Origin of the sequence: Jeotgalicoccus psychrophilus DSM 19085, from assembly GCF_000425845.1 — a bacterium.
GTDB lineage: Bacteria > Bacillota > Bacilli > Staphylococcales > Salinicoccaceae > Jeotgalicoccus > Jeotgalicoccus psychrophilus.
Window position 1 is genome coordinate 221,765 of the sequence record NZ_KE384464.1, and the last position, 14,856, is coordinate 236,620.

Consider the following 14,856-nt stretch of genomic DNA (forward strand, 5'->3'; position numbering starts at 1 on the left):
GTGTCCTGACCGATATACAGGTTAGAACGTAAAAAGGAGGAGACAAATGAATCCTATAGCATATTTAGTGAGTCATGGATTTAAAGTTACATCTGATCCAGCGAAGTATAAAAGCGGCATCTGGGGACTCAGAAATTATACGGTAAATGGATATAATTACGACAATTACTGCGGCGGCTACCACAGAGCTTACGATCTTGTGAAGTATGACCGGGCACCAATTCCTGCAGTGTTTGAAGGCATGGTTACTGCCGGTACGAACAGTTACGGTAATTTTGGCGGTACTGTAGTTATTGCTAATAAAAATTTGGGCTTCCAGGCAATCTACGGACATTTAGCCCGCCCGCTCACGGTGCGTCCCGGACAGCATGTAAAAGCGGGGGATATTATCGGTTATCAGAGCAATACGAATTACCAGAACGTCAGGATGGACAGCCATCTTCATATTCAATTTCAAAGATACGGTTATATAAACGGGGAACGGGATTTTGTCTGTACAGGTATTAATCCGCTGACGGTAAACGTCGATAAAAAGGGGTATACCGCGGCCTGGCTGTGGAGCGGCACTTTTACTTCCAAAAAAGTTATAAATATACGTGAATTTCCATCTTTAACTGGAACGAGAGTTGGTTTTACGAATGAGAAAATGAAATTTTATTTCGATAAGCTGTATGATAACGATGGCTACTGGTGGATCAGGAGTAAATACAAGGAGCGTACAGTGTTTATCGCGTGCGGAAAGAAGGTTTCGGGGGTTGTGTTTAAAGAGACAAAACTTTACGGGACAATAAGCGGACTGAATACTGCAAAGGGAAAAGAATAAGAAATAAAAAAATCCATGCGCACCTGATTAAGGCTGCGTATGGATTTTTTTGTCGTTAGTTATATCGTGAAGTATTTTGTTAATCTGCACCTGGTTTACTGCTTCCATTAAGAAATAAGCAATAATAGCATAAACGATAATACCGCCGATTAAGAGCAGGTTACTTTGAACAACGCTTAGTAGGACAGCGGGTAAGAATACAGCGAGAGTAAAGAGAACGAGCATAATGATTCTGTTTGAGCTGATGCTGCGCTGAGCATCTTTCAGTTTTGAATCATACTTCTGATTAACTATGTCCATGTTTACGTAACGATCATCATTGTATACATTAGTAATGTTTACATTACCGTGCAGATCATCTTCAACAAAACGTAAATCCATATGGCTGTTATTCCATGTTAGTAAATTAAAGAATGACATAAAATTTCCACCACCTATGTTAAAATTGTAAAATTTAGTATATAATCTAATCATATTATATTTTAGAAGGGTGGTCAATAAGTCTTACAGCACACCTGAATATAACTATTTGAATGACAGGTGCACTTCTAACTGACTTCTTCTGTAATATAATGAATTTCAGCAGAACAGTTCTTACATTATACCACTATTGCTGTAGTGGTATGCAGTATTATATTGTTATAACACAAATACATTTTATTTGAGATGTGTAATTTAGCAATATACAAATTAAAAAATAAGTATATAATATATAATTAATCACTCTAACTAGGAGGAGTAGAAAATGGCAAATACACCGAAAGAAAAGCAGTTTTCAAGACGTGACTTCTTAAAAACGACAGGTGTGGCAACAGGTGGAATCATCGGAGGTTCTTTACTTGGCGGATTGGTAGGATTCAATCTCGACGGTTCATCTTCCGGGGAAGACGCGGCAACTACAGAAGATACGGCTTCAGAAGAAGCTTCAACAGGAAGTAAGACAGGCGGATTAACAGATAACTCACGTGTATTCTTCCATAACGATTTAGACTTCAATACTGTATCTGCAGCAATGGAACGCATTTTCCCGGAAAGTGAATCAGGACCGGGAGCAATCGAACTGGGCTGTGCATTTTACTTAGACGGCCAGCTTACAGGACAGTACGGCTTTAACTCTAAAGAATACATGCAGGGACCTTTCAGGGAACCATTGCCGACACAGGGTTACCAGTCAAACTTAAATCGCCGTGACTATTTCATGCTTGGTATTAACAAGCTCAATGAAGAAGCGAATAGCCGTCACGAAGCGAATTTCCCGGATCTTGAAGATGGTCAGATGGATGACATCCTGACTGACTTTGAATCGGGAGAAGTTGATCTAGGTGTGCCTGCACATACAGCTACAGCGAGCTATTTCTTCACGATGCTGCGTGCAGCAACAATTGAAGGGGCTTATGCAGACCCGGTATACCGCGGAAACCGCGACATGGCCGGCTGGAAAATGAAAAAATTCCCAGGACACCAGATGTCATATATTCAGTATATTGAAGATGACGAGTTCCATGAAATTGAGCCGGAACCGGTATTCGGCATGGCTCACTAATATATTGGCCAATAATTCACAGACTCTGATGAAATTCATCGGAGTCTGGATTTGATTAAATGACAAATCCAGACTGAGAATAACTGAGAGGATTGTTAAAAGAATCCAGTATTTAAATTTTTTAAAGGGGGAAAAATTATGGTAACAACGTTAGATAAAGTAGATGTAGTAACAGTAGGAGTCGGCTGGACAGGCGGTATTATCGCAGCAGAAGCAACTAAAGCAGGCTTAACAGTGATGGGACTTGAGCGCGGGAAAAAACGCGGTACAGCAGACTATCAGCATGTGCATGATGAGCTGAAATACGCAGTACGTTATGAATTAATGCAGGATGTAGCAAAAGAAACGATTACTTTCAGAAATAACAAAGATCAAAAAGCATTGCCGATGCGCCAGCAAGGTTCATTCCTTCTAGGTGATAATCTCGGCGGAGCAGGAACACACTGGAACGGACAGACGTGGAGATTTTTACCTTATGATTTTGAAATTAAATCGATGACAGAAGAGCGCTACGGTAAAGAGAAACTGCAGGAAGATGACGGCTACCAATTTGAGGACTGGGGAATTACATACGATGAACTCGAGCCGTACTTCAATACATTTGAAAAAACCGCAGGTATTTCAGGTGAAGACAACCCTCTTGGAGGGAAACGTTCGGAGTCATATCCGACTCCGCCGATGTTAAAATCACGTATGCTCAGAATGTTTGAAGAAGCTGCGAATAATATGGAGCTTAACCCTATTATGATGCCGTCTGCAAACCTTAGCCAGCAATACGAAAACCCTGATGGCGAAACGATTAATGCTTGTCAGTACTGTGCTTTTTGTGAACGTTTTGCCTGTGAGTATGACGCGAAAGCAACACCTGAGATTACAGTAATTAAAACGGCACAGAAAAGCGATAATTTCACACTGCGTACACATGCTAACGTTGTTGAGATAATAACAGATGAAGACGACGATACGAAAGTATCAGGTGTGAAATTTGTCGATACATTGACGGGGGAAGAATTTATTCAGCCGGCAGAAATTGTCGCTCTGACTAGCTACATCTTTAATAACTATAAACTGCTTGCTGTGTCGGATATTGGTGAACAGTATGATCCTGAAACCGGCAAAGGTTCGCTCGGACGTAATTACTGTTACCAGATTTTCGGCGGCGCAACTGGATTCTTTGAGGAGCAGTTCAATACATTTATGGGTGCCGGTGCACTCGGTATGGCGCTGGATGATTATAACGGGGATAATTTTGATCACGAAGACTTAGACTTCCTGCACGGCGGAAACATGGCGATAACTCAAACCGGTGCGAGACCGATACTTAGTAATCCCGTTAAAAGCGGAACAGCATCATGGGGCGAAGAGTTTAAAGAAGAATCTATTAAAAACTATACACGTGTGTTATCTGTTTCAGGTCAGGGAGCAACAAGTCCTCACAAGGATAACTATTTGAGCATGGATACAGAGTATAAAGATGCCTTTAATGTGCCGCTGGTACAGCTGACTTATAATTTTACTGATCAGGACAGAGCCAGACAGAAATATCTTGCTGAACGTGCAGGTGAAATCCTGGAAGAAATGGGCGCGTCCCACGTTGATCTTTCAGCTGAGCTGACAGATTACAATATCGCACCCTACCAGTCAACGCATAATACCGGAGGTACGACAATGGGTGCTGACCCTGAAACAAGTGTGGTAAACAACTATCTGCAGCACTGGGACCGCGATAATTTATTCGTTGTCGGTGCCGGGAACTTCCAGCACAACAGCGGCTACAACCCGACTGCAACAGTAGGAGCACTTGCATACCGCTGTGCAGATGGTATTATTAAATATGCTGAAGATGGCGGACGCCTAGAATAAGAATAAGGTGATGTATAATGGAACCGAAGAATAATGAGAATCGGGATCCTGATAACAAACATGTAAATAATGAACCTGAACTCGTCTCTAAACGTAAAAAGGTAACGAAAGAGGAGCCGTATGCCCCGCTGACCGATCATCTTGAGGATTTAAGATCAGTCCTGATTAAGTCTGCGGTGACGATTACAATATGGTTTCTAATTATCTTTTCAACTGTCGGCTGGTGGTTTCCTGTCGTGTCAAAAGGTGCGGAAATCGTCGTTCTCGGACCGTTTGAAGTCATCCGTTTCTATTTAAGAACAGCCGGGGCTATCAGCATTGGGTTTTCCATCCCGTTTATATGCTGGTTCCTGTGGCAGTTTATGAGACCGGGTCTTGTGGACAAAGAAACACAATTCCTGAAAGGCTCGCTGCCGGTTATGCTGCTGCTTTTTGTAACCGGTTTGTCCTTTGGGTATTTTATCGTTCACCCGTTAAGCTACTTCTTCCTTATTGAAATGGGAGAGCAGAATTTTAATGTACTTGTAACGGCGGATGAATATATGTCGTTCTTATTAATAACGACGATACCGTTCGGACTGGTTTTCCAGCTGCCGGTTGTCGCATTATTCCTGCATCATATTGAGCTTTTAACTGTTGAAGTAATGACGACGATGCGTAAATATGCATATTTCACACTGCTTGTTATTACAGCGCTGATTGCACCGCCTGATGTGTTTACACACCTGGTGACGCTGATTCCGATGATTCTTTTATATGAGCTGAGTATTATTCTGATTAAGAGAAAAGAACGGAAATTAGAAGCAAAAGCAGCTAAAGAGGAAAAAGCCAAAGAGAAAACAGAGAAAAAAGATCGTAAATAAAATAATTTTTAAACAAGCGGATTCGGCAGTATTGCCCTGTCCGCTTGTTTTTTAATGAAAAATGACATAACTCTATCTTTAAGCGGGTATTTTCATGTATAATTATTTAAGTTGAAAGGTGGTAACTGAGATGAAATCAACGATGCTTCTATCTCTTTTGAAGATAAAAACCACGTACGGAAATTTTCCGGAAACTGTCAAAGATATTACAGCGGATTCCAGGGAAACGCACGAGGCTGCTGTATTTGTAGCAATTAAAGGACATCAGACCGACGGACTCGATTATATGGAAGATGTAATTAAACGCGGCTGCCGTTTTATCATAGCAGACAGATATGTGGAGGTGCCTTCAGATATTGGCCTTCTGGTAGTGAAAGATCCATCAAAAACTGCAGCATTATTTGCCGAATATATTTATGATTTTCCACATGAATCGCAGACGATGATCGGTGTGACCGGAACGAACGGCAAGACGACAGTCTCGACAATGATTCATAATCTGAGTATGGCACTCGGTACTAAAAGTGCTTACCTTGGAACGAACGGATTCATGATTAATGAGACGCATATGGTGTCAGCGAATACTACACCGGAAACCACACGACTCCATAAACGCATAAAAGAAGCGCATGAAAATGATACTGAAGTCTTTACGATGGAAGTATCATCCCACGGTTTGAAGCTGGGGCGTACTTTTGGCATTAACTTTGATATTGCGATATTTACGAACTTGACGCAGGATCATCTGGATTTTCATAACAGCATGGATGAATACGGGCATATTAAAGGCCTGCTGTTTTCACAGCTTGGCCAGGATGTAAAAAAACATAAATATGTCGTCTTAAATAACGATGATGCATGGTCTTCAGTGTATAAAGACATGACGCCGTTTGAAACGATTTCTTACGGCATGGACAGCACAGCTGATTTCTATCCATCGGATATTCAGGGCAGCCTTGAAGGATTTACTTTTACATTGAATACACCGGAAGGCAGCTTTGATGTGAACTCACCTTTTGTCGGGGAATATAACATCCAGAATTTAATGTGCGCAGTTATTAGTGAGTGGCTGCAGGGCTATGAGATTGAACGTATTTTATCGGCAGTACCTGCAATGAAACCGGTTGAGGGCAGACTTGAAGTACTCGATCCAACATTGCCGATAGATATTATAATAGATTTTGCACATACACCGGATGCGCTCAGTAAAGTAATCAATTCAGTGAAGCCGTTTGTGACAGGCAGATTAATATGTCTGATTGGTATGACAGGAGAACGGGATTATTCAAAAGCCGCAGAAATGGGTGCTATCGCAACGCTTGCGGATTATGCTATATTCACCCCTGATAACCCTGCGAACGACGATCCTGAAATGCTTGTAAAGCTGCTTGAAGAAGGAGCGGTCCATGATAATCACGTATCGTATACAGACAGGGAAGAAGGAATTATTCACGCGGTGGATATTGCAGAACCAGGAGATACAATTATTCTTGCATGTAAGGGGCGGGAACCATATCAGATTATGGAGAACTACGTGAAAATGCCGCACAGAGATGATTTAATTGCACTTGATGCAGCATACAGAAAATACCGGAGTGAAGAGTATGTTGACAACGACAGTACAATTTAACGGAACAGCATTTACAGTATATATTGCAGAATTCGAAGGAACTTATATTATCAGCATACCGGAACTGGCATTCAGTATGCAGATGAATAATAGCCTCGGTGCCGAAGAGATGGCTGATGAGCTGGTTATCCATCTCTTTACGCTGCTTGATGAAGATGACAGTGAACATGCCGCAAAAGTAATACTATCAGTAATAAGAACTGAGCAAGGAGACAATAATGGAAATAAAAGATGAAATACAAAAACGTAAGACGTTTGGGATCATATCCCACCCGGATGCTGGAAAGACGACGCTGACAGAAAAGCTGCTGTTATTCGGCGGTGCTATTCGTGAAGCGGGAACAGTTAAAGGTAAGAAGACCGGTAAATTCGCAACGAGTGACTGGATGAAAGTAGAGCAGGAACGTGGAATCAGTGTTACGAGTTCCGTGATGCAATTCGACTTTGACGGCTATAAAATAAATATTCTAGATACACCGGGACACGAAGATTTCTCGGAAGATACGTACCGTACATTAATGGCGGTAGACTCGGCGGTTATGGTTATCGATGCAGCTAAAGGTATTGAGCCGCAGACATTGAAACTATTTAAAGTTTGTAAAATGCGCGGCATTCCGATTTTCACATTTATTAACAAATTAGACCGCGTAGGTAAAGAACCGTTCGAACTGCTTGAAGAAATCGAATCAACACTCGAGATTGAAACTTATCCAATGACCTGGCCAATCGGTATGGGGCCAAGTTTCTTTGGTATCATTAACCGCCGCGAGCGGACGATCAATCCTTTTAGAGAAGATGGTAAGTTGACACTGGACGATGATTATCAGCTGACTGAAAGCCATAAGATTGAAGAAGATTCAGCATACAGAGATGCAATTGATGAATTTATGCTGGTGGAAGAAGCGGGAGACGATTTTGATGAAGAAAAAATTGCATCAGGCGATCTGACACCGGTATTCTTCGGTTCGGCATTATCGACATTTGGTATTGAAGAGTTCCTCGACACTTACGTTGACTTTGCACCTGAGCCGACCGGCCGTGAAACGACGGATGGAACGGAAGTAAGTCCGACAGACGAAGATTTTTCAGGGTTTATCTTTAAAATTCAGGCGAATATGGACCCGAGACACCGCGACCGTCTTGCTTTTATGAGAATTGTTTCAGGTAAATTTACGCGCGGTATGGATGCGGTACTTGACCGCACTAAAAAGAAGACAAAAATCTCGCGTGCCACGATGTTTATGGCTGATGATAAAGAAACAATCGATGAAGCATATGCCGGTGATATTATCGGGTTATACGATACAGGCAACTATCAAATCGGGGACACTCTATACAGTGGGAAACCGCGTGATTTTGCTGCACTGCCTCTGTTCACGCCGGAATTATTTATGAAAGTTTCTGCTAAGAACGTTATGAAACAGAAGCATTTCTATAAAGGTATCGAACAGCTTGTACAAGAAGGTGCGATTCAGTATTACAAATCAATGCATACGAATCAGCCAATCTTAGGGGCGGTCGGACAGCTTCAGTTTGAAGTGTTCGAGCACCGTATGAAAAATGAGTATAATACGGATATCGTTATGGAGCCTGTCGGCAAGAAGATTGCCCGCTGGGTTGAGAATGAGGAAGATATTAAAGATTCAATGAACTCGCCGCGTGCAAACTTAGTGTACGACCGCTTTGATCAGCAGGTCTTTCTCTTTGAAAATGAATTTGCTATGCGCTGGTTCTCGGATAAGTATCCTGAAATTAAACTGTACAGCCTGCTGTAGATAAAATTTCACTTTACTTTTTACATGTAATAAATTATATTTAATAAGAATTGAAAAACACTTATAACGAACCTGTATTTTAAGGGGAGTAACGAATAGGAAACTATCAGTGTATCGTCATTACGGAGAAATCCCGGTACATTGAGCAATATATATTATTGTATCGTGAGACCTTAACAGACAGTGCTGTGCAGATAGTATGCACAGACTGGCCTGTTTAGGTCTCTTTTTGTGTTTGATATAAAAAAGGAGGAAACAAAAATGGATACAGCTGTATTACTGGAATATGCATGGGTTCTGATTGTATTAATCGGCCTGGAAGGTTTACTGGCAGCAGATAACGCTGTCGTACTTGCGGTTATGGTACGTCATTTAGATCCTGTAAGAAGAAGAAAAGCATTGTTTTACGGACTGCTCGGAGCATTTGTGTTCCGCGTTATTGCGATATTATTACTCGTTTGGCTCGTACAATGGTGGTGGGTTCAAGGATTAGGTGCGCTGTACTTATTCTACGTCTCAATATCACACTTAATTGCTATTAGAAAACATAAGGACAAAAGTGCTGATGATCTAATTGGAGAGCAGAAAGATAAGAAACAATCAGGATTCTGGATGACTGTTTTCAAAGTTGAGCTCGCGGATATTGCATTCGCAGTAGACTCAATTTTAGCTGCAGCAGCGATTGCACTTGCATTGCCTGCAGTCGGCGGGGATTTCTTCGGAATTAACGCAGGACAGTATACTGTAATGCTGATCGGTGGACTTATCGGGGTAATCATTATGAGATTCTTCGCTAACTATTTTGTTGAACTTCTTGCGAAACGTCCATCACTTGAAATTGCCGCATTCGTTATCGTCGGCTGGGTAGGGGTTAAACTGGCAGTACTGACACTAGCACACGAAGCAGTTGGAATTATTCCGGCTGAATTCCCTCATTCAACAACTTGGAAAATTATCTTCTGGTCTGTAATGTTAATCATCGTTCTTGTCGGCTGGTTCGGCGGCGGTAAAAAAGAAGAAACTGAAAAATAAGCATAGTTTTAAACGTATAATTGGCATGAATTTTTAAAAGGCCTTATAATTACTTGTAAAGTATGCAGATGGAGTGATTATTATGAGTGATGAAAGAAAACGTCCGATTGACAGAGAAAAATACAGACGGACAGCAAGAAATTTCACGGATAAAAATCAATCAGCTGAAGAAGCGGAAAATCAGTTTGAATTTACAAGGTCACGTGAAGAGCAGCGGGAGTTCGGCGCAGATAATGATACTTACGATAATAGAGAAGTACATGATTCTGCAGAAGAACCTGAGAGAGATTCGAATTACCGTACTGTAACAGAAAAACAGAAAAATTCCGGCGGAGGCGGCTTTAAATCATTTTTACTGCCGCTGCTCGCAGGGATTATCGGTGCACTTCTCGTGCTCGGTGCGTATCTTTTATTTACGGGCACAGACGAAGAAGAGAGCGCAGAACAGCAAACGGACGAAGAGACGGCATCCGAAGTGGATTCCAATCAGGATTTATCTGAAGTAAAACAACAGCTTGAAGAAGAAAATGCCGATAAGTTGATTACAGATACAACAGCAGCCGTACAAAAAGCAAAACCGGCAGTTGTATCAGTGATTAACATGCAGCGTATTCAGTCAATTATACCCGGAATTAATACCAGTTCCGACGAGGCAGAAGAAGCGGGCAGCGGTTCCGGTGTAATTTATAAAACAGAAGGCGATATTGCCTATGTAGTAACAAATCAGCATGTGGTCGACGGTGCTGAAGAGATTAAAATTAATCTGGAAAGCGGAGACTCAGTTGATGCAGAGCTCGTCGGTTCGGATATCTGGACAGATCTTGCGGTTCTGAGCATTCCATCAGACGTCGTAGAAACGACGATTGAATTTGGAGAAAGCAGCAATCTGCTTGTCGGTGAACCGGCAATTGCGATTGGTTCACCGCTTGGTGAAATGTTCTCCGGTTCAGTATCACAGGGGATCATTTCAGGTCTTGACCGTTCTGTTCCCGTCGACCTTGACGGAGACGGCTCAATAGATTGGGAAGCGAGCGTTCTTCAGACTGATGCAGCAATTAACCCAGGTAATTCCGGGGGTGCTCTGATAGACGCTAACGGGCGTTTAATCGGTATTAACTCTATGAAGATTGGAATTGCTTCAGTCGAAGGCATCGGTTTTGCAATTCCCGTTGATGAAGTGAAGGAAGTTACGAGTCAGCTGGAGGAAAATGGTGAAGTGACAAGGCCGTTCCTCGGTATAACATTGCAGGATCTGCTGAATGTTGCATCATCACCTGTGTACGATCAGCTGCAGCTGCCACAAGAAGTTAAAGGCGGCGTAATAATCAGCGGTGTACAGGAAAATTCTCCTGCTGCACAAGCTGGACTGCAGGAACTCGATGTTATTACTCATCTTGACGGCGAACCAATTAACAATATGGTTGAATTGAGACAGCATCTCTATTATGCGAAAGCAGCCGGTGAAGAAATGACAATCGACTTTTACCGTAATGGTGAACAGCAGTCGGCGACTGTAGTACTTGAATAATTAAAAATAATTTTAACGGAATCCCGCTTAAGGACTTCCGTTTTTTTTAATCTGCAAAGGTTTTTTGTTGTATAATGTGGCTATAATCTTTTATTAAGTGATTTACGGATTGGAGATAGTCTTTTTGAAAAAATTACGTCGGTGGTTTACAAACTTGAGCCCGCAAAGGGGCATACTGCTGTATTATTTTCTGGCTTTAGCCGCAGCTGCTGCATTGTTAAGTATTCCTGTATTTTATCAGGGAGACGGAATTCCATTTATCGATACACTGTTTGTCGCGGCATCGGCAATCTCTGTTACCGGTTTAAGCACAGTGACAATTGTGGAAACATTTAATATCCCCGGATATATTCTGCTGATGTTCTTAATGAATCTTGGGGGTATCGGAATAATGGCAGTCGGCACACTGCTCTGGATTTTACTCGGCCGGCGCATCGGAGTCAGAGAACGGCGTCAGATTATTGCCGACAATGCACAGTATAAAATGTCAGGGGCAGTGAAGCTTGTTCTCGATATTATTACGCTGCTTATCGTTGTAGAGATATTCGGTGCAATAATATATTTTTCGTACTTTTATATGCAGTCGGGTGATTTAGCACATGCACTGCTCCATGGTACATTTTTATCTATATCCGCAACGACGAACGGCGGACTCGATTTGTACAGTAATTCTTTAACACATCTTGAAGGGAATTTATTTATTGAAATACCTGTGATGTGTCAGATTATATTAGGTGCAATCGGTTATCCGGTGTTGATTGAGCTGAAGCACTTCTTCAGCAAACACTCACCGGGCTTCCGCTTTTCATTATTTACGAAAGTTACAGCATCGACATACGGCATACTGCTCCTGATTGGTACGGTTTTAATATTCCTCCTCGAGGCCGCAAAATACTTTGAAGGTAAAAATATTCTGTCGTCAATAATGACGAGTATGTTTTTATCAGCAAGTACAAGGAGTGGCGGTATAACAACTGTTACTGTGGAACAGCTGACGGAAACAACGCAGCTTATTATGAGTGTGCTTATGTTTATCGGTGCATCACCGTCCAGTGCCGGCGGGGGAATACGGACGACAACATTTGCTATACTGATACTGTTCCTTATATCTTTCTCAAGAGGGCGTCAGCACATTAATGTGTTTCAGAGAAGGATTGCAAAAAAAGATATTGAACGGGCATTTGCAGTATTTATTCTCGCTGTCGGTCTCGTTTTCGCTGGTATTCTGACAGTATTAATTGTAGATGGACATCAATTTACACTGACCCAGATTATTTTTGAAGTAACTTCAGCTTTCGGCACGACGGGTACATCGACAGGAATAACTGAAGATTTATCAACCTTGAGTAAACTAGTAATCATGTTATTTATGTTTATCGGCAGAATAGGATTTGTTTCATTCTTACTGTCAATCGCAGGCAGACAGCGAGAACTGACTTATAAATACTCTGAAGAACGCCTGATGGTAGGCTAAATCAGCAGGGAGTGAACTAAATGGTTTCTGAATTTTTAAATGTTAAATTATATATTACACAGCATATGAATGAACGTCTCGGTAAAAGAGAAGGTGTTACATTCGGTAAAATATCCAGCGCGGTTAACAGTATGAATATGAAGGAATACGAACGGCCGATATTTTGCGATCTCGGCGGAGCGGTCGGAAATTCTGTAAATACAAAGGGGCCGCAAAATCCTCATATTATGAGCATGAATCACCTGCGCTATAAATTTGCGACACTCAATGTGAATGACCTTCATAATATTGGCGGTACGAGTAAAGCGATGAGAACATCGTATTTTCCATGGATCAGCACAAATATAGTACAGAAATATACGAATGAACCATTTTACGGGCAGCCGTACAGAATATTTAATATGAACAGAATGAAAATTGCAGTAGTAGGCGGATATGGTGGGCCGGGAGAAGATAAAACAGAGCAGATTTCAGTGGTGAATCTGCAGGCATCATTAAAAAAATGGCTGCGATATATGCACAGTATAGAAAATCCGGACTATGTTATCGTCTTTGTGTCCGACTTTACAGACGACTCAGCATGCATTGAAGAATTAAAAAACAGTCTGGAAGGAGTCGGGATTGTAATTACCGGTTCAGCTTACGAAGCGAATTATGATGAACAGACACCGGCATTCAGCACAACCCGGGTACACGGGGAGAAAGTTCCCTTGTATCATCACGTGCATAACGGACATATAATGGAACTCGATATCCGGTTTAAAACGAGAGTTAATACATTTGAGTACCTCGGTCACAGCATAGCTGTAAGAGATAAAGAATTCTCCAAAGTCGCTGAGGACATTGAATATCTAGATCTTGTTTACAGATACTTGTGAAATTGATTGACCCGCCTATTCGCGGGTTTTTTTAATTGGAGCTGGCATGATTGTGTCTCATGTGTATCCGGGATCTTTGGGACTGGCATGATCGGGTCTCATGTGTATCCGGAATCTCCGGGACTGGCGTGACCGTGTCTCATGTGTATCCAGACCCGCCGGGACTGGCATGATCGGAGGACAACTGTTTATTCCGGATAAACACAACACAAAAAAGCCATCTGCAGCTGCAGATGGCTTTAATAATAAAATTATTCGATTCCGAAACCGTCACCGTACTGGTTTTGTGCGCCTTCTTCAGTGTAAGCCGGCGGATTATCGAGTGTAAAGTTCTCGAGTAAATCTGTGCTGACTTCCTGTACCGGCTGGATTTGTTCACCAAGTCTGATGCTGATTAGATCATTGGCTGTTGATGGATCAAGTCCGAGTATATCGCGAATGGTATTGGATAATGCGAAGAGATGTTCTTCGTCCGGCCATGCGTAGTATATACCGTTAGACTGAGCTGTAAATCCTGTACCCTGCAGCTGTGATGATTCAAATGTTACGTCATTGAATAAATAATATGATGCGAGCGAGCGGATATCACCTGTCGCAAAGTTATGGCTGGTATTGCTTGTAAAGATGTTAATCAAATCGTCAACTTGTGACAGTGTACTGAATGATTGAGCCTGTTTAAACACTGCTTCAATAAGGTCCATCTGTCGTACACCGCGACCTAAATCTGAGTCGATACTTCTGTTGCGAATAACTGCAAGTGCCTGTTCACCGCTTAAGTGCTGAACTCCCGGCTGAAGGCCGTTCATTTCATAAGGTACATCGAATTCAACACCGCCGATTGCATCGACTATTTCTACAACTGCGTTCATATCAACGCGGACGAATTGGTCGACCGGTACGTTTAATAATGATTCGACTGCATTCATTGCACCGACAGGTCCGTTAAATGCGTGAGCGTGGTTAATCTTATCGAAGTAATTCATCGAATCGATATACGCCAGCGTATCACGCGGAATGTTTACCATTTTAACGTCGTCATTATCGCGGTCAAATGTTGCTAAAATCATACTGTCCGAACGGAAGTGCTCAGCGTTAATCTCACCGTCCTGTGTTCTTTCAGCATCGGCATCGATACCGAGGATGAGTACAGTAAAGTTATCGTTCGATGCATCGACATCGTCGACGCGGAGTTCAGAACGGTCGCGGTCAATTTCCTCATAAGAATCTGATATCCCGCTGTTAAAAGCATTAAATAGGTAAAGAATATAGATGACTGCTGCGAGGAGCACGACACCTAAAATGATAAAGATAGTCCATAGAATTTTTTTCATACTAATACCCACTTTGGAAGATTTTCAATGTTAATGTAAATATATATTTAATTCACTGCGGTTGTCAATGAAAGGTATTAAAAAAGGCAAATGGTCAAAGCCATTTGCCTTTTTAA

13 protein-coding genes are annotated in these 14,856 nt (G+C 41.9%); 11 read left to right on the top strand and 2 right to left on the bottom strand.

The features are described 5' to 3' along the window. The first annotated feature begins 46 nt into the window (after nt 1–46). On the top strand, nt 47–823 hold the full coding sequence (locus H625_RS13310; RefSeq protein WP_026860037.1) for a M23 family metallopeptidase: 777 nt from the start codon (nt 47–49) through the stop codon (nt 821–823). A gap of 27 nt (nt 824–850) precedes the next feature. Here the strand turns inward: H625_RS13310 and H625_RS0111435 are convergent, their stop codons facing one another. Then, a complete protein-coding gene (locus H625_RS0111435; protein ID WP_026860038.1) occupies nt 851–1,243 on the bottom strand; it encodes a hypothetical protein in 393 nt (130 codons plus the stop codon). 325 nt (nt 1,244–1,568) lie between these two features. On the opposite strand from H625_RS0111435, the gene H625_RS0111440 reads away from it, so the two are divergent. The 10 genes from H625_RS0111440 to H625_RS0111485 all read left to right on the top strand — a co-directional run bounded on the left by H625_RS0111440 (nt 1,569) and on the right by H625_RS0111485 (nt 13,409). Further along, entirely contained in the window at nt 1,569–2,366 is a 798-nt protein-coding gene (locus tag H625_RS0111440) for a gluconate 2-dehydrogenase subunit 3 family protein (RefSeq protein WP_026860039.1), read from the top strand. Between the two features lie 138 nt (nt 2,367–2,504). Continuing rightward, the gene (locus tag H625_RS0111445; protein ID WP_026860040.1) at nt 2,505–4,229 is read left to right on the top strand and encodes a GMC family oxidoreductase; all 1,725 of its coding nucleotides are present in this window, start codon (nt 2,505–2,507) and stop codon (nt 4,227–4,229) included. Between the two features lie 17 nt (nt 4,230–4,246). Continuing rightward, a complete protein-coding gene (gene tatC / locus H625_RS0111450; protein ID WP_026860041.1) occupies nt 4,247–5,092 on the top strand; it encodes a twin-arginine translocase subunit TatC in 846 nt (281 codons plus the stop codon). Nucleotides 5,093–5,222: 130 nt separating this feature from the next. Further along, nucleotides 5,223–6,722, top strand: coding sequence for a UDP-N-acetylmuramoyl-L-alanyl-D-glutamate--2,6-diaminopimelate ligase (locus tag H625_RS0111455; protein ID WP_026860042.1), 1,500 nt, complete (start codon nt 5,223–5,225; stop codon nt 6,720–6,722). Continuing rightward, on the top strand, nt 6,697–6,957 hold the full coding sequence (locus H625_RS13095; protein WP_035785873.1) for a YueH family protein: 261 nt from the start codon (nt 6,697–6,699) through the stop codon (nt 6,955–6,957). The genes H625_RS0111455 and H625_RS13095 overlap by 26 nt, the downstream gene beginning before the upstream one ends. Next, nucleotides 6,941–8,497: a peptide chain release factor 3 gene (locus tag H625_RS0111465; protein WP_026860043.1), complete on the top strand. Its 1,557-nt coding sequence runs from the start codon at nt 6,941–6,943 to the stop codon at nt 8,495–8,497. Before H625_RS13095 ends, H625_RS0111465 begins: the two co-directional genes overlap by 17 nt. Before the next feature lie 261 nt (nt 8,498–8,758). After that, a complete protein-coding gene (locus tag H625_RS0111470) occupies nt 8,759–9,529 on the top strand; it encodes a TerC family protein (protein WP_026860044.1) in 771 nt (256 codons plus the stop codon). Between the two features lie 82 nt (nt 9,530–9,611). Beyond that, nucleotides 9,612–11,057, top strand: coding sequence for a S1C family serine protease (locus H625_RS0111475; RefSeq protein ID WP_026860045.1), 1,446 nt, complete (start codon nt 9,612–9,614; stop codon nt 11,055–11,057). 154 nt (nt 11,058–11,211) lie between these two features. After that, the gene (locus H625_RS0111480; RefSeq protein ID WP_245573133.1) at nt 11,212–12,531 is read left to right on the top strand and encodes a TrkH family potassium uptake protein; all 1,320 of its coding nucleotides are present in this window, start codon (nt 11,212–11,214) and stop codon (nt 12,529–12,531) included. A 20-nt stretch (nt 12,532–12,551) separates the two neighbouring features. Further along, on the top strand, nt 12,552–13,409 hold the full coding sequence (locus tag H625_RS0111485) for a metallophosphoesterase family protein (RefSeq protein WP_026860047.1): 858 nt from the start codon (nt 12,552–12,554) through the stop codon (nt 13,407–13,409). 251 nt (nt 13,410–13,660) lie between these two features. Here the strand turns inward: H625_RS0111485 and H625_RS13100 are convergent, their stop codons facing one another. After that, nucleotides 13,661–14,740 (bottom strand): LCP family protein, encoded by a 1,080-nt coding sequence (locus tag H625_RS13100; RefSeq protein ID WP_051239080.1) that lies wholly within the window; start codon nt 14,738–14,740, stop codon nt 13,661–13,663. Between the last annotated feature and the right edge of the window lie 116 nt (nt 14,741–14,856).

Excerpts from the sequence above, each read along its gene's own strand:
- H625_RS0111455 (WP_026860042.1), top strand. The coding sequence starts at position 5,223 with ATGAAATCAACGATGCTTCTATCTCTTTTGAAGATAAAAACCACGTAC.
- H625_RS13310 (WP_026860037.1), top strand. The coding sequence starts at position 47 with ATGAATCCTATAGCATATTTAGTGAGTCATGGATTTAAAGTTACATCT.
- H625_RS13095 (WP_035785873.1), top strand. The coding sequence starts at position 6,697 with ATGTTGACAACGACAGTACAATTTAACGGAACAGCATTTACAGTATAT.
- H625_RS0111445 (WP_026860040.1), top strand. The coding sequence starts at position 2,505 with ATGGTAACAACGTTAGATAAAGTAGATGTAGTAACAGTAGGAGTCGGC.
- H625_RS0111465 (WP_026860043.1), top strand. The coding sequence starts at position 6,941 with ATGGAAATAAAAGATGAAATACAAAAACGTAAGACGTTTGGGATCATA.
- H625_RS13100 (WP_051239080.1), bottom strand. The coding sequence starts at position 14,740 with ATGAAAAAAATTCTATGGACTATCTTTATCATTTTAGGTGTCGTGCTC.
- tatC (WP_026860041.1), top strand. The coding sequence starts at position 4,247 with ATGGAACCGAAGAATAATGAGAATCGGGATCCTGATAACAAACATGTA.
- H625_RS0111440 (WP_026860039.1), top strand. The coding sequence starts at position 1,569 with ATGGCAAATACACCGAAAGAAAAGCAGTTTTCAAGACGTGACTTCTTA.
- H625_RS0111475 (WP_026860045.1), top strand. The coding sequence starts at position 9,612 with ATGAGTGATGAAAGAAAACGTCCGATTGACAGAGAAAAATACAGACGG.
- H625_RS0111485 (WP_026860047.1), top strand. The coding sequence starts at position 12,552 with ATGGTTTCTGAATTTTTAAATGTTAAATTATATATTACACAGCATATG.
- H625_RS0111435 (WP_026860038.1), bottom strand. The coding sequence starts at position 1,243 with ATGTCATTCTTTAATTTACTAACATGGAATAACAGCCATATGGATTTA.
- H625_RS0111470 (WP_026860044.1), top strand. The coding sequence starts at position 8,759 with ATGGATACAGCTGTATTACTGGAATATGCATGGGTTCTGATTGTATTA.